Origin of the sequence: Roseateles sp. (assembly GCF_019237615.1) — a bacterium.
In the GTDB taxonomy this organism is placed as follows: domain Bacteria; phylum Pseudomonadota; class Gammaproteobacteria; order Burkholderiales; family Burkholderiaceae_C; genus Pelomonas.
In genome coordinates, this window is the sequence record NZ_JAFAGT010000097.1 from 26,422 (window position 1) to 46,621 (window position 20,200).

At 70.3% G+C, this 20,200-nt stretch carries 18 protein-coding genes; 14 read left to right on the forward strand and 4 right to left on the reverse strand.

What is annotated here, in order from left to right:
• The first annotated feature begins 155 nt into the window (after window positions 1–155).
• The 6 genes from bufA2 to JOY88_RS20950 all read left to right on the forward strand — a co-directional run bounded on the left by bufA2 (window position 156) and on the right by JOY88_RS20950 (window position 7,581).
• Window positions 156–413, forward strand: coding sequence for a BufA2 family periplasmic bufferin-type metallophore (bufA2, locus tag JOY88_RS20925; RefSeq protein ID WP_293504584.1), 258 nt, complete (start codon window positions 156–158; stop codon window positions 411–413).
• A 128-nt stretch (window positions 414–541) separates the two neighbouring features.
• On the forward strand, window positions 542–1,363 hold the full coding sequence (bufB, locus tag JOY88_RS20930) for an MNIO family bufferin maturase (protein ID WP_293504585.1): 822 nt from the start codon (window positions 542–544) through the stop codon (window positions 1,361–1,363).
• A 70-nt stretch (window positions 1,364–1,433) separates the two neighbouring features.
• A complete protein-coding gene (locus tag JOY88_RS20935) occupies window positions 1,434–2,216 on the forward strand; it encodes an HvfC/BufC N-terminal domain-containing protein (RefSeq protein WP_293504586.1) in 783 nt (260 codons plus the stop codon).
• 56 nt (window positions 2,217–2,272) lie between these two features.
• Window positions 2,273–5,569 carry an adenylate/guanylate cyclase domain-containing protein gene (locus JOY88_RS20940; protein WP_293504587.1) on the forward strand — a complete coding sequence of 1,099 codons (3,297 nt, stop codon included), beginning with the start codon at window positions 2,273–2,275 and terminating at the stop codon, window positions 5,567–5,569.
• Between the two features lie 90 nt (window positions 5,570–5,659).
• Window positions 5,660–6,211, forward strand: coding sequence for a peroxiredoxin (locus JOY88_RS20945; protein ID WP_293504588.1), 552 nt, complete (start codon window positions 5,660–5,662; stop codon window positions 6,209–6,211).
• On the forward strand, window positions 6,211–7,581 hold the full coding sequence (locus tag JOY88_RS20950) for an amidase (protein WP_293504602.1): 1,371 nt from the start codon (window positions 6,211–6,213) through the stop codon (window positions 7,579–7,581). Before JOY88_RS20945 ends, JOY88_RS20950 begins: the two co-directional genes overlap by 1 nt.
• A 2-nt stretch (window positions 7,582–7,583) precedes the next feature.
• On the opposite strand, the gene JOY88_RS20955 is transcribed toward JOY88_RS20950, so the two are convergent.
• The gene (locus tag JOY88_RS20955; protein WP_293504589.1) at window positions 7,584–8,063 is read right to left on the reverse strand and encodes a hypothetical protein; all 480 of its coding nucleotides are present in this window, start codon (window positions 8,061–8,063) and stop codon (window positions 7,584–7,586) included.
• A 42-nt stretch (window positions 8,064–8,105) separates the two neighbouring features.
• Here JOY88_RS20955 and JOY88_RS20960 point away from each other — a divergent pair, with 42 nt between their 5' ends.
• The 3 genes from JOY88_RS20960 (at window position 8,106) to JOY88_RS20970 (ending at window position 9,967) form a co-directional block, all read left to right on the forward strand.
• Window positions 8,106–8,726, forward strand: a complete 621-nt coding sequence (locus JOY88_RS20960) for a glutathione S-transferase family protein (RefSeq protein ID WP_293504590.1) — start codon at window positions 8,106–8,108, stop codon at window positions 8,724–8,726.
• A gap of 15 nt (window positions 8,727–8,741) precedes the next feature.
• Window positions 8,742–9,140, forward strand: coding sequence for a nuclear transport factor 2 family protein (locus tag JOY88_RS20965; protein ID WP_293504591.1), 399 nt, complete (start codon window positions 8,742–8,744; stop codon window positions 9,138–9,140).
• A 71-nt stretch (window positions 9,141–9,211) separates the two neighbouring features.
• A complete protein-coding gene (locus JOY88_RS20970; RefSeq protein WP_293504592.1) occupies window positions 9,212–9,967 on the forward strand; it encodes a MerR family transcriptional regulator in 756 nt (251 codons plus the stop codon).
• Here JOY88_RS20970 and JOY88_RS20975 read toward each other — a convergent pair.
• Entirely contained in the window at window positions 9,961–10,599 is a 639-nt protein-coding gene (locus tag JOY88_RS20975; RefSeq protein WP_293504593.1) for a glutathione S-transferase family protein, read from the reverse strand. The two genes, JOY88_RS20970 and JOY88_RS20975, sit on opposite strands and share 7 nt — an antisense overlap.
• A 119-nt stretch (window positions 10,600–10,718) precedes the next feature.
• Between JOY88_RS20975 and JOY88_RS20980 the strand changes: the two genes are divergently transcribed.
• Window positions 10,719–11,348: a DUF6515 family protein gene (locus tag JOY88_RS20980; protein ID WP_293504594.1), complete on the forward strand. Its 630-nt coding sequence runs from the start codon at window positions 10,719–10,721 to the stop codon at window positions 11,346–11,348.
• 124 nt (window positions 11,349–11,472) lie between these two features.
• Here JOY88_RS20980 and JOY88_RS20985 read toward each other — a convergent pair whose 3' ends face one another.
• Entirely contained in the window at window positions 11,473–12,453 is a 981-nt protein-coding gene (locus JOY88_RS20985; protein ID WP_293504595.1) for an XdhC family protein, read from the reverse strand.
• A 107-nt stretch (window positions 12,454–12,560) separates the two neighbouring features.
• Here JOY88_RS20985 and JOY88_RS20990 point away from each other — a divergent pair, with 107 nt between their 5' ends.
• The 3 genes from JOY88_RS20990 to JOY88_RS21000 are packed head-to-tail and all read left to right on the forward strand — an operon-like array spanning window position 12,561 to window position 16,180.
• Entirely contained in the window at window positions 12,561–13,037 is a 477-nt protein-coding gene (locus JOY88_RS20990; RefSeq protein ID WP_293504596.1) for a (2Fe-2S)-binding protein, read from the forward strand.
• A gap of 1 nt (window position 13,038) precedes the next feature.
• Complete coding sequence (locus JOY88_RS20995; RefSeq protein ID WP_293504597.1) at window positions 13,039–15,396, forward strand: xanthine dehydrogenase family protein molybdopterin-binding subunit; 2,358 nt, start codon at window positions 13,039–13,041, stop codon at window positions 15,394–15,396.
• A gap of 13 nt (window positions 15,397–15,409) precedes the next feature.
• Window positions 15,410–16,180: an FAD binding domain-containing protein gene (locus tag JOY88_RS21000; RefSeq protein ID WP_293504598.1), complete on the forward strand. Its 771-nt coding sequence runs from the start codon at window positions 15,410–15,412 to the stop codon at window positions 16,178–16,180.
• Window positions 16,181–16,184: 4 nt separating this feature from the next.
• Here JOY88_RS21000 and JOY88_RS21005 read toward each other — a convergent pair whose 3' ends face one another.
• Window positions 16,185–16,853 (reverse strand): alpha/beta hydrolase family protein, encoded by a 669-nt coding sequence (locus JOY88_RS21005; RefSeq protein ID WP_293504599.1) that lies wholly within the window; start codon window positions 16,851–16,853, stop codon window positions 16,185–16,187.
• 608 nt (window positions 16,854–17,461) lie between these two features.
• Between JOY88_RS21005 and JOY88_RS21010 the strand changes: the two genes are divergently transcribed.
• A partial coding sequence (locus tag JOY88_RS21010; RefSeq protein WP_293504600.1) for a TonB-dependent receptor domain-containing protein occupies window positions 17,462–20,200 on the forward strand: 2,739 nt, incomplete at its 3' end.

Sequence of the window (20,200 nt, forward strand, 5' to 3'; positions counted from 1 at the left end):
CACCATTGCAGCCATAACGGCAGGTAATCAGAATCCATGGGCTGGCTGTAAGGACTCGGCGAGTCCTTACGACGCAAGCTGGCAAGTCGGCTCGGGCTGAGCTGGGCCGGCCTGTGGTGACCCGATCTCATCCACTTACCTTCTGGAGACTCCCTATGAATGCATCCCTGAAGAACGGCCTGGGCATCGCCGCCGCCGCTGCGGCCCTGTTTGCCACCACGGCCTTCCCGACGACCGCCGTGGCGGCCGACGGCATGGTCAAGTGCTCCGGCGTGAACAGCTGCAAGGGCACATCCGAGTGCAAGACGGCCAAGAACGACTGCAAGGGCCAGAACGGCTGCAAGGGCCAGGGCTGGGTCAGCAAGAAGAGCGCCGACGACTGCACAAAGGCTGGTGGCAAGGTCGAGAAGTAAGGCCGCCCCCGAGACGCTCCGCGTCTCCCCTCGAGGTGGCGCACTGAGCGGCCCGGCACAGCCGGTTCCGCCAGTGCCGCTGGATGGGGTGCGAGCACTTGTGGTGCCGCGCCGTCTTTGCGCCTGACATGACCAAGATCCAAGGTTTCGGCCTGGGCCTGCGCGTCGAGCATTACGCCGCCTTCGAGGCCGGCGTGGAGGCCGACCGGCGGCCCGACTGGCTGGAGATCATTGCCGAGAACTACCTGGTGCCCGGCGGCCCGCCGCTGGCGCACCTGGAGCGCATACGCGCGGACTATCCGCTGGTCATGCATGGCGTGTCGCTGTCCATCGCCGGGCCGGCGCCGCTGGACCTGGGGCATCTGCGCGCATTGAAGGCGCTGGCGGACCGGATCGAACCCGGCTGGGTGTCCGACCACCTCTGCTGGAGCGCCGATGCCCACAGCCAGCTGCACGACCTGCTGCCCCTGCCGTTGACGCGCGCCGCGCTGGCTCACGTGGCGGGCCGTATCGCCCAGGTGCAGGACCTGCTGGGCCGGCCGCTGGTGCTGGAGAACGTGTCCAGCTATGTGCGCTTCGCGGCCGACGAGATGACGGAATGGGACTTCATCGCGCAACTGCTGCAGCGGACCGGCGCGCAGCTGCTGCTGGATGTCAACAACATCTATGTCTCCGGCCGCAACCACGGCTTCGACCCCGCCGCCTATCTGGCGGCGATTCCGGTCGAGCCCGTGCGCCAGATCCATCTGGCCGGCCACGAGGATCGCGGCGACATCGTCATCGACACCCATGACCACCCGGTGCGCGACGAGGTCTGGGCGCTGTACCGCCAGGCGCTGCGGCGCTTCGGCCCGGTGCCGACCATGATCGAGCGCGACGACCACATCCCCCCGCTGGACGAGCTGCTCGCCGAGCTGGCGCAGGCACGCCGTTTGGCGGCCGAGGCATGAGCGCCGCGTCGAGCCGCCCCAGGCTAATTCGCGCCCGCCCGGCGGGAGCAAGCCCGCGAAGGGTGCACCCGTGAGCACGCGCGAGCTCCAGCAGCGCCTCGCCGCCGCGATCCGCGACGGCGCCGATGCGGACGGCCTGCTGGCAGGCGACTTCGCAACCGGCCTGGCCGTCTACCGTCACGCCTACCGTGCCCGCCTGCTGGCCGCGCTGGCCGACAACTACAGCGTGCTCGCGCGTGCGCTGGGCGACGCGGCCTTTGACGCGCTGGGCCGTGCCTATGTCGATGCGCGGCCCAGCCGGCACCCGTCCATACGCTGGTTTGGCCACCAGCTCGCCGATTTCATGGCGGCGGCTGGCGACGCGCTGGTTCCCCATGCCAGTCTGATCGATTTCGCCCGCATGGACTGGGCGCTGCGCGCGGCCTTTGACGCCGCCGACGCGCCGCTGCTGGAAGCCGCCACGCTGGCCGCGCTGGGCCCGGACGACTGGGCCGGCCTGGTGCTGCAGCTGCAGCCCGGCGTGCACCGGGTGCACCTCGCCCACGCCATCGAGCCCGCCTGGCGAATGTTGCGCGCATGGGAGCCCGGGTCGGGAGCCGATCCGCCCGCGCTGCCCGAACCCGTGCCGCACGAGCATGTGCTGCTGGCATGGCGCCAGGGCCTGGAGACGCGCTGGCGCTCGCTGGAGCCGCTGGAGGCGGCGTTGCTGGAGGCCATAGCCACGGGACAGCCCTTTGCGCGACTGTGCGAGCGCGCCGCGGCGCTACTGGGCGATGCCGAGGCCGCCGCGCCGGCCGTCGTCGGCGCGCTGCAGCAATGGCTGGCCGAGGGGCTGCTGCGGCGGCCGTGTTGATGCGATAGTGGCGCGGTCGTCGCGGCGCAGAACCGCGCCAGGATCAGGGAGTCTCCATGAGCCAGCCACCGGGCGATACCGCGCAGTCCCTGCAAGCCGCGATCGCGGCACTCGAGTCGCAGCGTGCGGTGCTCGGCGATGCGGTCGTCGACGTGGCGGTGGCGGGCCTGCGAGCCCAGCTGGACGGGCTGCGCGCGCCGCCGGACGCCGGCGAGCAGGCCCTGCGCCTGGTCAGCATTCTGTTCCTCGACGTGGTGGGCTCCACCTCGCTGGGCCAGCGGCTGGACCCGGAAGAGATCCACGCGGTGATGGACGGTGCCATGACGCGCTTCACAGGCGTCGTGCAGGCCCATGGCGGCCGCGTGCTGCAGTACGCTGGCGACAGCCTGCTGGCGGGCTTCGGCACCGTCGAGGTGCATGAGGACGACGCCGAGCGCGCCGTGCGCTGCGGCCTGGCACTGCTGGTCGAGGCTGGCCGGGTGGGTGGCGAGGTACGGGCCGCGCATGGCCATGACGGCTTCAACGTCCGCGTGGGCATCCATTCCGGCCGCGTGCTGCTGGGCGGCGGTGTCGATGCCGAGGGCACGATTCGCGGCAGCGCCGTCAACGTCGCCGCCCGCATGGAGCAGAGCGCGGCGCCGGGCAGCCTGCTAATCAGCGTTGACACCTACCGGCTGGTGCCGGGCCGTTTCGAGGTGCAGCAGGGACAACTGCTGCGCGTCAAGGGCATAGATGCGCCCATGCTCAGCTACGGGGTCGAGCGCGAGCTGCCGCGCAGCGCGCAGCAGGTGCGGCACGGCCTCGACGCCGTCACCGCCGCCCTGGTGGGCCGCGACACCGACCTGGCCCGCATGCGCGACGCGCTGGCCGCCGCGCAGTCGGGGCAGCAGCAGGTCACGCTGGTCGGCGACGCCGGCCTGGGCAAGACGCGGTTGCTGGCCGAGTTCGAAGCCGGGCTGCCCGCGGCCGTCGTCACGCAGCATGCCGGCGCCCATCCGCAGGGGCTGAACCAACCCTATGGCGTGATCCGCGACCAGCTGTTCCGCTGCTTCGACGTGCAGGACAGCGACCCGCTGGCGCAGGCCCAGGCCAAGCTGGCCGCCGGGCTGGCGCCGCTGTTCGGTGAGCGCGCCGAGGAGCAGACGGCGCTGCTGGGCCAGCTGATCGGGCTGGACTACCGGGCCAGCCCTTTCGTCGCCGGCATCCTGCAGGACGGGCAGCAGTTGCGCGCCCGCGCCGTGCATGCCTGGGTCGAGTACCTGCGCCTGTCCTGCGCGCGGCTGCCGGCGGGGGGTGTGCTGGTGCTGATGCTGGACGACCTGCACTGGGCCGACGACGGCTCGCTCGACGCCATCTCGCAGCTGGCCCGTGCGGGGCAGGCGCTGCCGCTGTTGCTGTTGTGCGCGGCGCGGCCCGAGCTGATCGAGCGGCGGCCCCGCTGGGCCGAGGGCTGGCCGGCCCATCTGGCGCTGGCCTTGTCGCCGCTGGGGGCGGCCGACCGCCACGCGCTGGCGCAGTCCCTGCTGCAGCGCCTGGGCGAGCACCCCGACGCACCGCAGCTGCAGCGCCTGCTGATCGAGCGCACCGAGGGCAATCCCTTCCACATGGAGGCGCTGCTGCAGATGCTGGTGGACCAGGGCGTGCTGGTCACGAGCGCCACCCCCTGGCAGCTGGCGGCCGCGGGCCTGCCGGAGCTGCAGGTGCCGGCCACGCTGGTGGGCGTGCTGCAGGCCAGGCTGGATGCGCTTCAGGCGCCGCAGCGGCGCGCGCTGCAGCAGGCCAGCGTCGTCGGCGCCGTGTTCTGGGACGAGACGCTGGCCGCGCTGGACACCCGCGCGCCGGCGGCGCTGGACGCGCTGGGCCAGCGCGGGCTCGTGCTGCCGCAGGCGCAGAGCGCCTTCGGCGATGCGCTGGAGTTCGCTTTCAAGCATCATGTGCTGCACGACGTCACCTACGGCACGGTGCTCAAGCGCGACCGCACCGAGCAGCACCGCCGCGTGGCCCTGTGGCTGGAGGCGCGCAGTGCCGGGCGCGGCGCAGAGTTCGCCGGCCTGATTGCCGAGCACTTCGAGCGCGCCGGCATCGCCGACCGCGCTGCCACCCATTGGGCGAGGGCGGCCCAGGAAGCCGCCGCCCGGCATGCCGACGCCGCGGCGCTGGCGCATGCCGAGCGCGCGCTGGCTCTGGACGCCGGCGATGACGTGCAGCGCCGGTTCGCGTTGCTGCGCGTGCGTGCGATCGTCGGGTCGCGCCGCGGCGACGTGGCCCAGCACCTGAAGGCCATCGAGGCGCTCGAAGCCCTGGCAGACGCGCAGGGCGACGCAGTGATGCGGCTCATCGCCGCCCAGGCCCGCATGCACCGCCAATGCTGGGATGGCGACTACGAGCGGGCGCTGGCGCTGGGCCTGACCCATCTGGCCGCGGCCGAGGCGCTGGCACCGCTGGAGGCGGCCAAGGTCCGCAACATGTTGCTGATCGCGCTGGCGCGTCAGAACCGCCACGCGGAGGCGCGCGAGCAGGCCCATGCCGCGCTGGCGCTGGCGCGCGCCGCTGGCGACGCCTACACCGAGGCCTCGCTGCTCAACAACCTGAGTGTCGGCTACACGGCCCAGTACCAGCTGCGCGAGGCGGCGGCCTATGGCGAGCAGGCGCTGGCGCTGTACCGGCGCATCGGCAGCCGCTACGGCGAGGCCATCGCGCTGCTGAACCTGGCCTATGGGGCGCAGCTGCGCGGCCAGCTGGGCCAGGCTCGCGACCAGTTGCTGGACCTGCTGCCCATGAGCGACGCCATCGACCACCAGCAGATCAGCGGCCAGGCCCGCTGCAACCTGGCCGGCGTGCTGGCCGAATCGGGGCAGATGCTGGAGGCGCTGGAGCACGCGTACCACGGCATACGCATAGGCGAGCGCAGTGGCGACAGCTACATCCAGGCCTCGGGCCATGGCGCCGTGTTCGAGTGCTGCTACCTGTTGGGCCGCTGGCAGGAGGCCGTCGAGCACGGCCGCCTGGCGCATGCCGGTTTCGCGGCCCATGGCGAACCGGCAGATGCGCTCATCAGCGAGGCCGGCGTCGCCTGCGCGCTGCAGCAGGCGGGCGACGAGCCCGCCGCGCGCGCCGCCGTCGAGTCCTTGCTGGCCGACGTAACCGGCCGCGGCGGCTGGCGGAACGACGAGGCCGATGCCGCACTCTGGTGCGCACGCTTGCTGACGCTGCAACGCGACCCGCGCGCCGCGGCTACCGCGGATGCCGCGCGCCGCTGCCTGGCGGGCCGCGCCGCGGTGTTCGAGGATGCGCTGGAGCGCGAGCAGTTCCTGCGCGCCACGGCGTTGCGCCGCGAGATCCTTGTTGCGTAGGGCCGCAGCAGCCGGTGGCCCCGCCGCGCGCCGGGACTTCGCGCAGCCCGCATACTGGCGCAGCCCCGATTTCGTGAACCAGGATCCGCCATGAACACCTTTCCGACTCGCCTGCGCCGCCTCACGCTGGCCGCCATCCTGCCGTTGCTGGCCATCGCGCCGGCCCGGGCCGCGCTGAGCGTGGGGGCCGCCGCCCCGGACTTCACGGCCGACGCCGCCGTCGGCGGACAGCCCTTCAAGTTCCGCCTCGCCGAAGCGCTCAGGCAGGGCCCGGTGGTGCTGTACTTCTACCCCAAGGCCTTTACCCGCGGTTGCACCGTGGAGGCCCACCAGTTCGCCGAGGCCACGGACAAGTTCAAGGCCCTGGGCACCACCGTCATCGGCATGTCCAACGACGACATCGAGACGCTGAAGAAGTTCAGCGTCGAGGCCTGCCGCAACAAGTTCGGCGTCGCGGCGGATGCCGGCGGCAAGGTCATCAAGGACTACGACGTGGAGCTGAAGATGGTGCCGGGCAGCATGGCCGACCGCGTCTCCTACCTGATCGCTCCCGACGGCAAGGTCGCTGCCGTGCACGCCAGCATGAACCCCGACGGCCACATCGACGCGATGCTGAAGGCCGTTCAGCAGCTGAAGAAGTGATCGCCGGCCTCGGCGCGGCCGAACTGCTGGCGGCCTACCGCAAGGGCACGCTGTCGCCCGTCGAGGTCATGCAGGCGGTGCTGGCCCAGGCGCAGCGGCGCGAGGGCGAGTTGCATGCGCTGTGCGCCGTCGACGCCGATGGCGCGCTGGCCGCCGCCCGCGCCAGCGAGGCGCGCTGGCGTGCCGGTACCGCCGGGGCGCTGGACGGTGTGCCGGTCACGCTGAAGGAGAACATCGCCCAGCCCGGCGCGGCCTACCGCCTGGGCACGGCGGCGACGGCCGACGCGGCGATCGCCGACTTCGAGGCCCCGCCCGCCGCGCGGCTGCGCGAGGCTGGCGCCATCGCCTGGGCGCGCACGACCATGCCCGACTACGGCATGCTGAGCTCGGGCCTGTCCAGCCTCTACGCCGAGCCGGCTCGCAACCCCTGGGATGCGCGCATGACGCCCGGCGGGTCGAGTGCCGGTGCAGCCGCGGCGGCGGCGGCTGGCTATGGCCCGCTGCACCTGGGCACTGACATCGGCGGCTCCATCCGCTTGCCGGCCGGCTGGTGCGGCTTGGTCGGGCTCAAGCCCAGCCATGGCCGCGTGCCCATCAAGCCCGGCTATGCCGGCCGCGTCGCCGGACCGTTGACGCGCACGGTGGCGGACGCCGCGCTGATGCTGGCCGTGCTCGCGCAGTCGGACGCGCGCGACCCCACGCAACTGCCGCCCGGCCCCTTCGCGTCTCGCCTCCTCGAGCTGCGCGGCCTGCGCCTGGGCTTGTTGCTGGATGCCGGTTGGGGCGAAGCGGTGCGGCCCGAGGTGGCGGCCGCGGTGGCCGCTGCGGCGCACGCCTTCGAGCGGGCCGGCGCCGTCGTCGAACTGCTGGGCGCCTTCACGACTCGCGAGATGGCCGACGGCATCGACCGCTTCTGGCGCATGCGCTCCTGGCTGGACATCGCAGCCCTGGCGCCGGAGCGCCGCGCCCGCGTGCTGCCCTACATCCTGGACTGGGTCGCGCCCGCGGCCGGGTATGACGGTGCGACGGTCTTTCGCGGCTACAGCCAGATGCAGGCCTTGCGCGAGGCCGCCCATGCGGCCTGCGAGCCCTTCGACTTCGTGCTGTCGCCGGTGGCGCCCATGCCGGCCTACCCGGCACATCTCGCCAGCCCTCTGCACGATCCGGCCAAGCCCTTCGAGCACATCGCCTTCACGCTGCCCAGCAACATGAGCGAGCAGCCGGCATTGGCCATCAACGCCGGCTACACGTCGGAGGGCTTGCCGATAGGCCTGCAGATCATCGGCCGCCGCTTCGACGATGCAGGCGTGCTGGCGCTGGCCGCGGCCTGGGAGCAGTTGCGCCCGGCCCAACGAGCCTGGCCCGCCTGAGTTCAGGGCCGCGACGGCGGCGGCTGCGTGGGCAGGCCGGCCGCTGCGAGGTCGGCGTTGACCAGTGCCCAGGCAGACTCGAAGTTGTCCGCGCGGCGCACCGGCCGGCTGGCGCGCCAGATGTCCATCAGCGCCGGCAGGCGCTCGATGCCGGGGATGCCGGGGCGCACCAGGAAGACGGTGGAGAGGGCGACGATGCCGCGCGCCGCGAAGCCATCGATGCTGGCGCGCAACTGGGTCAGCGCGTTGGCGTCAATCAGCAGGTTGCCGCGGATCTCCAGCAGGTCGGCGAAGCGGCGGTCCGTCGGCAGGCGCTTGCCGGCCAGCGTGATGGCACGCCGCGTGGCGGCCATCAGCTCGGCGTCGAAGGGGCCTTCGGCGATGGACATCATCACGCGGCCGTGCACGCCCACGCTGACCCGGCCGAAGCTGGGCCTGGGGCTGGCGCGGCGTGACGGGGGCAGAGCGGGGCGGGCGTTCATGATGTGCGACGATTTTGCACGCTCAACGAAGGAGTCATGGCGATGTTGACCCTATACGGCACCAAGGGTTCGGGTTCTGCGGCCATCGAGGCGGCGCTGGCGCGCGCGGGCCTGGCCTACACCGGTGTCGACGCAGCGTCGTGGAATCCCGGCCCGGGGCGGGACGAGCTGCTGCGCGTGAACCCGCTGGGCCAGATCCCGGCGCTGCTGCTGGCCGACGGCACGGTGCTGACGGAGAGCGCGGCTATCCTCATCCATCTCGGCCTGACGACACCACCGGGCCTGCTGCTGCCCAGCGATGCCGGCGCGCGGGCCCGGGTGCTGCGCGGCCTGGTCTACATCGCGGCTAACTGCTATTCGGCCATCGGCGTCATCGACTACCCGGAGCGCTGGTGCGAGCCCTGCGACGACGCGACGAAGGCGCAGATCCGCGCCGGCACGCGGGCTCGGCTGCACGAGCATTGGCGGTGCTTCGCCGACCAGTTCGAGATCGGCTTCGACGCTGGCTCGCCCGGCGCGCTGGAACTGCTGGCGACGGTGGTGTCCAAGTGGTCGGGCGTGCGGGCGATGCTGCAGGCCGAGCGGCCGGGCTTCTTCGCGCAGCTGCTGCGCGTGGAGCAGCAGCCGGAAGTCGCCGCCGTCTTCCGGCGCCACTGGCCCTGAACCCGTGAGGACCCCATGACCCATCCCATCGATACCTGGCACAAGCTGGTCCGCGCTCGCAGCGTCAGCGGGCTGGACGCGCTGCTGGCCGAAGACGCCGTGCTGCATTCGCCAGTCGTCCATACCCCGCAGAAGGGGCGCGCCATCGTCAGGCAATACCTCAGCGCCGCGCTGGCGGTGCTGGCCAACGACAGCTTCCGCTATGTGCGCGAGATCCGCGGCGAGCATGATGCCCTGCTTGAGTTCGAACTGGAGCTGGCGGGCGTGCAGGTCAACGGCGTGGACATCATCCGCTGGAACGACGCCGGGCAGATCGTCGATTTCAAGGTCATGGTCAGGCCGCTCAAGGGCATGCAGGCCGTGCACCAGAAGATGGGCGAGTTGCTGGCGCAGATGCAAAAGCGGCCGCAATGAACGGTTGCGGGGCTTGCACCTGACGCGGCGTCAGGTTCCAGAGTTGTGTTTGTGACTTCCGAGACCCCGCCATGAGCCGCTTCCTCAGCCCTGCCGGCATCGCCCGCCGTGCCGGCGTGACGGTGCGCACGCTGCACCATTACGAAAACCTGGGTTTGCTCGCCCCGCCGCGCAGCGAGGCAGGGCACCGCCGCTACCGCGAGAGCGACGTGGCCCAGCTGCTGCGCATCGTCTGGCTGCGCCGCCTGGGCTTTGCGCTGGAGCGCATCGGTGCCCTGCTCTGTGCGGACGCAGCCGGGCTGCAGGCGGCACTGCGCGAGCAGCGGGCGGTGCTGGAAGCCGAGCTGGCCGATGCGGCCTCACGGCTTCGGGGCCTGGACGTCGCCCTCCTCAACATTCTCGACTGGAGCCCCGCGATGCGACTGCAAGACCAGAACCTGCCTGAACCCGATCCCGAATCCGCCCCCTTCGCCGACGAAGCCGAACAGCGCTGGGGCGCCAGCCCGCAATGGCGCACATCCGAATCGCGGCGCAAGGCTCGCGGCCCGGCCGACGCGGCGGCGATGAAGGCCGAGGAGGCGGGCATCCTGGCCGACTGGGCGGTCGTCATGCGCCAGGGTGAAGCCGCCGACAGCGCCGCCGCCCGGTCGCACGCCGAGCGGCATCGCGAGCACATCCACCGCTGGCATTACCCCTGCTCGCGCGAGATGCATGCGCAGATGGCCCGGCTCTACGAAACCGACGAGCGCTTCGCAGCGCATTTCGATGCCGTGGCACCCGGGCTCGCGGCCTATGTCGTGGCGGCGATCCGGGCCAACGATCAGTAGACCGGATCGGCCAGCTTTTCCCTGGCCACCACGCGTTGCGTGGCCGCGCGCTCGAGCACGCGCTGCAGATAGGCACCCAGCACCGGCCGCGCCCTGGCCGGGCGGGCCTGCATCCGGGTCCAGCGGCACAGCATGAAGACCAGCGGGTCGACGGCCGTGTAGTGCTGGCCCATGAACCAGGGCCCGCCATGGCGGGCCAGCTCGGCGTCCAGCTGGTCCAGCATGGGCGCGATCTGGGCCTCGGCGCGGTCCTTCACCTCGGCCGCAGCGCTGGCCATGCGGTCCGGATAGAAGTAGTGGATCAGCATGGCCTGCAGCGTGTTGGTCAGCCACACCATCCACTTGTAGTACTGGGCCCTTTCGGCGGTGCCGGTTGCCGGCGCGAAGACATGGCCACCAGCAGGATGGCAGTCGGCCAGGTGCATCAGGATGGCGGCCGTCTCGTAGAGGACGATGTCGCCGTCGACGAGCACGGGGATCAGGCCATTGGGGTTGAGCTTGAGATAGGCCGCCGACTTGTGCTCGTCGTTGGCGCGGTCCACCTCGCGCAGCCTGTACGGAATGCCCATCTCCTCGAGCAGCAGATGGGGTGCGAAGCTGGCGTTGCTGGGGTAGTAGTGCAGTTCGATCATGGCGGGATGGCGTGGCGACGGGTGAGTCGGCGAACTTTACGTTGCCGCAACGCCCCCGCAGTGCACCCGCGCGAGGCTGAACGCGTTGGCAAACTCCCGCGGCTTCACGGCTGAAGATCATGAAGACCTTGCTCCACTCCTGTGCAGCGGCCCTGCTCGTGCTGGGCACCTCGATGGGCGCGCCCGCCGCCCACGCCGACGCGCGTGCCCACGCCCGCATCGGCATGGTGTTCGATGGCCGCTATCACCACGACCACTACTACCCCGCGCCCGGTTATGTGGCGCCGCGCGTGCCCTACGGCGCCGTGGGCGTCGGCGTCGGGCCCGGCCGCTACTGGTTCCATGGTGGTGTCTGGTACCGGCCGTATGGCGCCGGCTTCCGCGTCGTGCTGCCGCCTTTCGGCCTCGTCATCCCGCTGTTGCCGGCGGCCTACGTGACGCTGACGCTGGGCGGCCTGCCCTACTACTACGCCAACGGCGTCTACTACCAGTCGGTGCCGGACGGCTATGTCGTCGTCGCACCGCCCCCCGGGGCCGACGCCGCGCAAGTCATGCCGCCGCCACCGCCCGCGTCCAGGGCCGATCCGGTCATCTACCCGCGCAACGGCCAGTCGCCCGAGCAGCAGGAGAGCGACCGCCGCGACTGCAACCGCTGGGCGACGACGCAGCCGAATGCGCAGGCGGACACCAGTGTGTTCAACCGCGCCGTCGAGGCCTGCATGGACGGGCGCGGCTACACGATGAAATGAACCCCTGTCCGATGAATACCTTGGCCTGTCCTGCAGGCCGCGCCGCGGCCCCTGGGCAGGCACATCGCGCCCACTGGGTGTAGTTTGTCCAGCCTCTGTCCCCGGGGCGGCCCGGGGCACGGGGCTAAACGACGCAACCGGCCTCGGGCCGGGCGCCCGCCGCGCGATAGCGCACCGAGGTCATCTCGGCCAGGATGCTGAGCGCGATCTCCGGCGGCGTGCGTGCGCCGATGTCCAGACCCACCGGGCCGTGCAGGCGGTCCAACTGGGCAGCGGTCAGCCCGAAATGCTCGGCCAGCCGCGCGCGCCGCTTGGCCTGGTTGACGCGCGAGCCGATGGCGCCGACGTAGAAGGCCGCGCCGCGGAGTGCCTCCATCAGCGCGAGGTCGTCCAGTTTGGGGTCGTGCGTCAGCGCGACGATGGCCGTCGCGCCGTCGGGCCGGAAGGCGGTGACGACGTCGTCCGGCATGTCTCGAGTCAGCGTCACGCCGGCCAGGTGGAAGCCGTCGGCGTACTCGGCGCGCGGGTCGCACACCGTCACGCCATAGCCCAGCGCCAGGGCCATCTGCGCCAGGTAGTCGGTCATCTGGCCGGCGCCTATGACCAGCAGCCGCCATTGCGGTCCATGGTGGCTGACGAGCAGGGCGTCGGTCAGCGTCAGCCGGTCGGCGCCGGGCTCGGCCTCGGACAGCGTGACGGCGCCGGTCGCCAGGTCCAGCCTGCGCTGCACGCGCTCGCCGCGCTCAAGCCGCGCAAGCAGCGCGTCGATGGCCGATTGCGGCGACAGCGGCTCCAGCATCAGCTCCAGCGTGCCGCCGCAGGGCAGGCCGAAGCGCCGTGCCTCCTCGGCGCCGACGCCGTAGCGAAGCGGCGTGGGCTTCGTGATCGCCAGGCCGCCAGCGCGCAGCTGGGCGACGAGGTCGTCCTCGATGCAGCCGCCGGACACCGAGCCGGCGATCCGCCCGTCATCCCGCAGGGCGACCAGCGAGCCCACCGGCCGCGGTGCCGAGCCCCAGGTGCGCGTGATCGTGCCCAGCACGACGCCGCGGCCCTCGGCCAGCCAGCCAGCGGCCAAGCGCAACACGCTCAGGTCGAGGTTGTCCATGGATTGCCATCTCCAGCTTCGAGGTCTTGAACAAGGCCTTAGGGTAATCGGCAATCACAAGCCCTTGAAGCGGGCCGAGCATCGGCCTCACAACCAGGAGACAAGCGATGAGCCACAGGATCCATCTCGTGGTCAACGGCCGCGCTGTCAGCAGGGAGGTCGATGCCGACCGCCTGCTGGTGCAGCTGCTGCGCGAAGACCTGGCCCTGACGGGCACCCATGTCGGCTGCGACACCGCGCAATGCGGCGCCTGCACCGTCCACCTGGACGGCCGCGCCGTGAAGGCCTGCAACCTGCTGGCAGTGCAGGTCGACGGCGCCAGCATCACGACCATCGAAGGCCTGGCGGCCCAGGACGGCACGCTGCACCCCATGCAGGCGGCGTTCAAGGACTGCCATGGCCTGCAGTGCGGCTTCTGCACGCCCGGCATGGTGATGAGCGCCGTCGATCTCGTGCAGCACCACGACTGCTCCAGCGAGGCCGCCATCCGCGAGGGCCTGGAGGGCAATCTGTGCCGCTGCACCGGCTACCAGAACATCGTGCGCGCCGTGCAGGCGGGCGCGGCCGCGATGAAGGGGGTGTGACATGAATGCACCCGACAAGGGCTTCATCGGCCAGAGCGTCAAGCGCCGCGAGGATGCGCGCTTCCTGACCGGCCGCGGCCAGTACACCGACGACATCGTGCTGCCGCGCCAGACCTACGGCGTCTTCGTGCGCAGCGCCTATGCGCATGCGCGGCTTCGTGCCATCGATACCGCCGCGGCACAGGCGGCCGATGGCGTGCTGGGCGTCTACACGGGCGCGCATTTCCGTGCCGTCGGCGGACTGCCCTGCGGCTGGCTGATCACCAGCACCGACGGCACGCCGATGAAGGAGCCGAAGCACCCCATCCTCGCGGACGGCAAGGTGCGCTACGTGGGTGACGCGCTGGCCCTGGTCGTCGCCGAGACGCTGGCCCAGGCCAAGGCCGCGGCGGCGCTGGTCGACGTGGACTACGAGGAGCTGCCCGCCGTCGCCGACACGGCCAGCGCGGCCGGTCACGCAGGCTGCGTGCACGACGAGGCGCCGGACAACCGCAGCTATGTCTGGAGCTGCGGCGACAAGGCGGCGACCGACGCGGCCTTCAACCAGGCGGCGCACGTGACGACGCTGGCCTTCCGCAACAACCGCCTGATCCCCAACGCCATCGAGCCGCGCGCCGCGAACGCCAGCTACAACCCGGCCGACGACAGCTACACGCTCTACGTCGCCAACCAGAACCCGCATGTCGAACGGCTGCTGATGTGCGCCTTCGTGCTGGGCATTCCCGAGCACAAGCTGCGCGTCGTCGCGCCCGACGTGGGCGGCGGCTTCGGCTCCAAGATCTTCCTGTACGCGGAGGAGACGGCGCTGGTCTGGGCCAGCAAGCAGCTGGGCCGGCCGATCAAGTGGACGGCCGAGCGCAGCGAGAGCTTCCTCAGCGACGCCCATGGACGCGACCACGCGACGACGGCCGAGCTGGCGCTGGACAGGGCCGGCCACTTCCTCGCGATGCGCGTGCATACGACGGCCAACCTGGGCGCCTACCTGTCCACCTTCGCGTCGTGCGTGCCGACCATCCTGTACGCGACGTTGCTGGCCGGCCAGTACAAGACGCCCAGCATCTATGCCGAGGTCACCGGCGTGTTCACCAACACGGCGCCGGTGGACGCCTACCGCGGCGCGGGCCGGCCGGAGGCGACCTATGTGGTCGAGCGGCTGGTGGAAACGGCCGCGCATGAGCTGGGCCTGGACCCGGCCGAGATCCGCCGCCGCAACTTCATCACCCAGTTCCCCTATGCGACGCCGGTGGGCCTGACCTATGACACCGGCGACTACGACGCGACGCTGACCCAGGTGCAGCAGCTTGCCGACGTGGCGGGCTTCGCGGCGCGCAAGGCGGTCAGCGAGGCCAAGGGCCTCAGGCGCGGCATCGGCTACTCGACCTATATCGAGGCCTGCGGCCTGGCGCCGTCCAACATCGCCGGGGCGCTCGGCGCGCGCGCGGGCCTGTTCGAGGCCGGCGAAGTGCGCGTGCATCCCACCGGCAAGGTCACCGTCTTCACCGGCAGCCATTCGCATGGACAGGGCCACGAGACCACGTTCGCGCAGGTTGTCGCCGACCGCCTGGGCATCCCGCTGGAGGACGTGGACATCCAGCATGGCGACACCGGCAAGGTGTTGTTCGGCATGGGCACCTATGGCAGCCGCTCGCTGGCCGTGGGCGGCACGGCCATCGTCAAGGCGGTGGACAAGGTCATCGCCAAGGGTCGCAAGATCGCCGCCCATCTGCTGGAGGCCAGCGAGGGGGACATCGAGTTCAGGAACGGCGAGTACCGCATCGCCGGCACGGACCGCGTCGTCCCCTTTGCCCAGGTCTCGCTGACGGCCTATGTGCCGCACAACTACCCGCTGGGCGAGCTGGAGCCGGGCCTCAACGAGAACGCCTTCTACGACCCCGCCAACTTCACCTACCCGGCCGGCAGCTATGTCTGCGAGGTGGAGGTGGATCCGGCCACCGGCGTCGTGCGGGTGGACCGCTTCAGCGCCGTGGACGACTTCGGCAACATCGTCAACCCGATGATCGTCGAGGGCCAGGTGCACGGCGGCATCGCCCAGGGCATAGGCCAGGCGCTGCTGGAGCATGGCGTCTACGACGCCGAGTCGGGCCAGCTGCTGTCCGGCAGCTACATGGACTATGCGATGCCGCGCGCCGACGACCTGCCCAGCTTCCAGGTGCGGACCGCGCCCGGCACGCCCTGCACGCACAACCCGCTGGGCGTGAAGGGCTGCGGCGAGGCGGGCGCCATAGGCTCGCCGCCGGCCGTCATCAATGCGATCTGCAACGCCATAGGCGTCAAGGACTTGCCCATGCCGGCCACGCCCTGCGCGGTCTGGACGGCGCTGCAATCGGCCCGGGCCTGAGGAGACCACTGCGATGAACTACCAAGCCGCATCCTCCGTCGCCGCCGCCCGCCTGGGCGCGGACGACAAGTTCCTGGCCGGCGGCCAGTCACTGCTGGGCGCGATCAAGCTGGGTCTGGCCGCGCCCGCCGGCCTCGTCGACGTGCGCCGGCTGCCCGAGCTGCAAGGCATCGCCGTCGACGGCAAGACCCTGCGCATAGGCGCGGCGACGACGCATGCCGCGGTCGCCGCGTCGGCCGACGTGCAGCACGCCATTCCGGCGCTGGCCGACCTGGCCGGTCGCATCGGCGACCGTCAGGTGCGCAATGCCGGCACGCTGGGCGGCAGCCTGGCCAACAACGACCCTGCCGCCTGCTACCCCGCGGCGGTGCTGGCGCTGGGCGCCACTGTCCACACCGGCAGCCGCCAGATCGCGGCCGACGACTTTTTCCAGGGCCTGTTCACGACGGCGTTGCAGGATGGCGAGCTGATCACCGCGGTCGGCTTTCCCATCCCGAAGGCGGCGGCCTGGCAGAAGTTCAAGCAGCCGGCATCGCGCTTCTCGCTGGTGGGCGTGTTCGTCGCGCGCTTCGACTCTGGCGTGCGCGTGGCCGTCACCGGCGCCGGGCCGGGCGTGTTTCGCTGCACGCCGCTGGAGCAGGCGCTGGGCCGCGACTGGAGCCCGGCCGCGGCGCGCGCCGTCAAGGTCGACGCCGCGGGCCTGAACAGCGACCTGCACGGCACGGCGGCCTACCGCGCCGCGTTGATCCCGGAGCTGGCCGCGCGCGCGGTGGCGGCGGCCTGAGCGGTCAGCTGGCGGGACGCTCGCTGTCCTGGGCGGCGATTACCGCCTCGCGCCACAGCCGCGCGGGGATGAAGGTGCGCAGCTGCTCCATGGCCTTTTCGATCAGGGCCGGGTGCAGGCCATGGTCCAGATGGGGCAACAGGTCGGCCGTCACGTCGGCACCCAGGTCCACCAGCGACTGGGCCGCGTCGACGACCTGGCGGTAGGGGTAGCGCTGGTCGTCCAGCCCGTGCAGCAGGTGCACACAGACGTCCTGCGGCGCGTGCTCGGGCCGGGCCAGATAGCCGCCGGCAAAGGACAGCACGCGCCCGACAAGGGCGGGTTCGGACTGCACGGCCTCCAGCGCCAGCAGCCCGCCGTCGCCCATGCCGGCCAGCGCCACGCGCTGCCAGGGCAGGTCCAGCTTGGCGGCCTCCATGCGCAGGCGGGCTATCAGGTGCGGCAGGGCAGCATCGACGCCTTCGGCGCTGGGCTGGGCGTCGGCCCACCAGCGGCAGCGGCCCTCGGCGTCGCGCAGCGGCGGGTGCACGGTCAGCGTCGCGGCCCGGGGGTACTGGGCCTGCAGGGCTGCCGCCAGCGGTGCGAGGGTGTCGGGGCCGTCGGGCGCGAGGCCGCTGTCCGGCAGCAGCACGAACAGCAGGTCGGGGACGGCGGCATCAGGCATGGAACTCATGGGCGTATTTTCGGCGCCGACAACTCCATCCCAATCATGTCGGGATATTTTTTCTTTCTAGTAAGAAAAATTACGCCGCGAGCATTTCTGGCCACGGCGGTGAAGGCCCTGATTTCTCCATCCGCAATCCCCAGATCTGGAATCTGCGAACGTTAATTTTTACCTTGCCGAGTATGTCTGGCGTGTAGCGCTGGGGTGCCGGCCTGCGCGGGTCGATCGCCGGCCGCCGGCTCGCTTTGTTGGTTGCGTGCAACGGTTCGGCCGCCTGGACCGGCCTGAAGACTAAGAGAAGACCCTAGGTTGGGCTCGAAACTTCTGGGTAACGCCACCCCATCCCTAACATGAATGTTTGTTGACGAGATGAAGGCTGAAGCGCCTGACCGCTTGGCGGATTGCTCGTGAACATGCTTTCTCAGCTGTATTTTCATATGTCTATCCAATATTCCGGTTTCAAGCCTGTTCAAAAACCCATCGCACTGGCCGTTCTTGGCCTGATCCTGGCGCAGCATGCTGCGGCGCAGCAAACCTCGGCCGAAAGTAAGTCCGAAACCACGGCGCAATCCACCGCCGCGAAAACCGAAGCCACGCAAAAGCTGGATACGGTCGTTGTGACCTCCGGCTCCCGCATCAAGCGTGACGCCTTCAGCTCGCCCGCCCCCATCCAGGTCATCAAGAACGAAGACGCCGCGCTGGCGGGCTTCACGTCGACGGCCCAGGTCCTGCAAAGCACGGCCGTGACCGGCGGCGCCGGCCAGATCAACAACGCATTCGGCGGCTATGTCACCGACGGTGGCCCGGGTGCCAACACGGTCGGCCTGCGCGGTTTCGCGCCGACCCGCTCGCTGGTGCTGCTGAACGGCCGCCGCATGTCGCCCTCGGGCACCCGTGGTTCGGTCGGCGCCGCTGACCTGAACACGCTGCCCAACGCCATCGTCGACCGCATCGAAGTGCTGAAGGACGGCGCCTCGTCCATCTACGGCTCCGACGCGGTGGCCGGCGTGATCAACATCATCACGAAGAAGGATCTGACCGACATCCGCCTCGACGCCTCTGTGTCCCAGACGGAGCATGGCGGCGGCAACGCCTACAACTTCTCCGCGGCAGGTGGCATGGTCTCGGACCATTCGCGTTTCCTGGTCTCGTACAACTTCAACGAGAACACCCGCATGACGCTGGGCCAGCGTGACTGGACCCGTTGCAACACCGACTACCGTCGCACCAGCGTGAATGGCACCGTCGGCGAATGGGGCAGCTGGGACTTCAAGGACCCGCTGACCGGCCAGGCCAAGTGCTACCCGATCACGGATACGGGTTCCAACGGCACGAGCCTCAACACCATCGGCACCAACAGCGTTGCCGGCACCGGTGCCGCAGGTTCGGTGGGCACGAGCTTCGACCGCTGGCGTCCCAACTCCGCCATCACGGGCAATATGGCCGGCTGGGAGGGCGTGGGCGGCGGCAGCAACAACCTCAACGTCCGCGATACCTTCGACCCGCGCATGATGAACAACGCGGTGATGTCGCCGGTGCGCAACCACAACCTCTATGCCCAGGGCGCGTTCGACGTGCCGGCGCTGGGCGGTGACGCCGAGGCCTACTGGGAACTGCTGTTCAACCGTCGCGACTCGTCGCAGGTCGGCTTCCGCCAGCTGGCGCTGGACTACGCCAAGGGCAGCCCGCTGATCCCGGCCAGCCTGGCCTTCAGCACGCTCCAGTCGGCGCCTACGTCGCTCACCAACGGTGCCGCGCTGGGTGTGCGCGCCTTCATCGGTGCCGGCAACAGCTTCTCCAGCCAAGCCGTGGACTTCACGCGCGCCGTCGCCGGCCTGCGTGGCTCGTTCGCCAAGATCAGCTGGGACTACGACGTCTCGGTGACCCACAGTGAGAGCCGTGGCTCCTATACGTTCGACGGCTTCCGCACCGACCGCCTGGCGCAGAGCCTGAACGTCGTGTCCAACGGCAGCGGCGGCTTCAACTGCGTCAATACGGCCAATGGCTGCGTGGCCGCACCGGCCCTGAGCTCCTCCGTGGTGGGTGGCAAGTTGCCGGCGGCATGGCTGGGCTTCGTCTACGGCAACTACACCGGCGTGACCAAGTACAAGGAAGACGTGGTGACGGCTTCGACGACCGGCAAGCTCTTTGCGCTGCCCTATGGCAACGTGCAGGGCGCGATCGGTGCGGAGTTCCGTCGCAACTCCATCGACGACACCCCGTCGATCGACCAGCAGACCGCCAACATCTACAACTTCACGTCCTCCACACCGACGCGCGGCAGCGACCAGGCGACCGACGTGTTCGCCGAAGTGGAAGTGCCGCTGCTGAAGAACCTGCCGGCCGCCCATGAGTTGACGCTGAATGCCTCCGCCCGCCTGGCCGACTACAAGTCCTACGGCTCTGGCACCACGCACAAGATCGGCGCGCTGTGGTCGCCCGTCAAGTGGGTCTCGCTGCGCGGCACCAGCGGCACCTCGTACCGCGCCCCGGCGCTGTTCGAGCAGTTCGTCGGTGCCACGACCAGCTTCGCGAACGCTTCGACCGACCCCTGCAACACCCCGTCCGCTGGCAGCGTGCGCGCCACCAACTGCGCGAGCGAAGGCCTGCCGGCTGACTTCGCGCAGAAGAACAGCGTTACCTCCATCACCAAGGGTGGTCGCGAGTCGGGCCTGGCTGCGGAAACCTCGAAGAACTCGTCGTGGGGCCTGATCCTGCAGCCGGCGCTGCCGACCGGCTGGGGTGATCTGTCCGTTGCGCTGGACCGTTTCGACATCCAGGTCGACAACGGCGTGTCGCGCGTCACCACCGGCTCCATCCTGACGCTGTGCTACGACGACCCGGCCTTCCGCAAGGGCGGCGGCTTCTGCAACCTGATCACGCGTGATCAGAATACCGGCGCGCTGACGGTCAACAACAGCTACATCAACCTCGCGACCGACGTCGTGCGCGGCTATGACTACAACCTGCGCTATACGAACGACGTGGGTATCGGCAAGCTGCGCGTCAACATGTCGGCGACCGAGTACCACTCGCAAGCCAGCAAGGTCTTCGCGACCGACCCGCTGACCCAGAACAACGGCCGCATCGGGCTGCCGCGCTGGTCTGGTGCGCTGGACGTGAACTACGCGGTCAAGGGCTGGAACGTCTACTACGGCATGGAGTGGGTCGGCAAGACGTCGAGCTACGAGTACTACCAGCGCCGGAATCCGACGTCCACGGCCTACAACCCGGACACGAGCATCTACAAGCTGAACACGCCTGACTACTTCCTGCACTCGGTGTCGCTGTCCTACAGCGACTCCGTCAGCAAGTGGAAGACCACGGTCGGCGTGCGCAACCTCGCGGACAAGACC

Coding starts and splice junctions, on each gene's coding strand:
- bufA2 (WP_293504584.1), top strand. CDS start 156: ATGAATGCATCCCTGAAGAACGGCCTGGGCATCGCCGCCGCCGCTGCG.
- bufB (WP_293504585.1), top strand. CDS start 542: ATGACCAAGATCCAAGGTTTCGGCCTGGGCCTGCGCGTCGAGCATTAC.
- JOY88_RS20940 (WP_293504587.1), top strand. CDS start 2,273: ATGAGCCAGCCACCGGGCGATACCGCGCAGTCCCTGCAAGCCGCGATC.
- JOY88_RS20945 (WP_293504588.1), top strand. CDS start 5,660: ATGAACACCTTTCCGACTCGCCTGCGCCGCCTCACGCTGGCCGCCATC.
- JOY88_RS20955 (WP_293504589.1), bottom strand. CDS start 8,063: ATGAACGCCCGCCCCGCTCTGCCCCCGTCACGCCGCGCCAGCCCCAGG.
- JOY88_RS20960 (WP_293504590.1), top strand. CDS start 8,106: ATGTTGACCCTATACGGCACCAAGGGTTCGGGTTCTGCGGCCATCGAG.
- JOY88_RS20965 (WP_293504591.1), top strand. CDS start 8,742: ATGACCCATCCCATCGATACCTGGCACAAGCTGGTCCGCGCTCGCAGC.
- JOY88_RS20970 (WP_293504592.1), top strand. CDS start 9,212: ATGAGCCGCTTCCTCAGCCCTGCCGGCATCGCCCGCCGTGCCGGCGTG.
- JOY88_RS20975 (WP_293504593.1), bottom strand. CDS start 10,599: ATGATCGAACTGCACTACTACCCCAGCAACGCCAGCTTCGCACCCCAT.
- JOY88_RS20980 (WP_293504594.1), top strand. CDS start 10,719: ATGAAGACCTTGCTCCACTCCTGTGCAGCGGCCCTGCTCGTGCTGGGC.
- JOY88_RS20985 (WP_293504595.1), bottom strand. CDS start 12,453: ATGGACAACCTCGACCTGAGCGTGTTGCGCTTGGCCGCTGGCTGGCTG.
- JOY88_RS20990 (WP_293504596.1), top strand. CDS start 12,561: ATGAGCCACAGGATCCATCTCGTGGTCAACGGCCGCGCTGTCAGCAGG.
- JOY88_RS20995 (WP_293504597.1), top strand. CDS start 13,039: ATGAATGCACCCGACAAGGGCTTCATCGGCCAGAGCGTCAAGCGCCGC.
- JOY88_RS21000 (WP_293504598.1), top strand. CDS start 15,410: ATGAACTACCAAGCCGCATCCTCCGTCGCCGCCGCCCGCCTGGGCGCG.
- JOY88_RS21005 (WP_293504599.1), bottom strand. CDS start 16,853: ATGAGTTCCATGCCTGATGCCGCCGTCCCCGACCTGCTGTTCGTGCTG.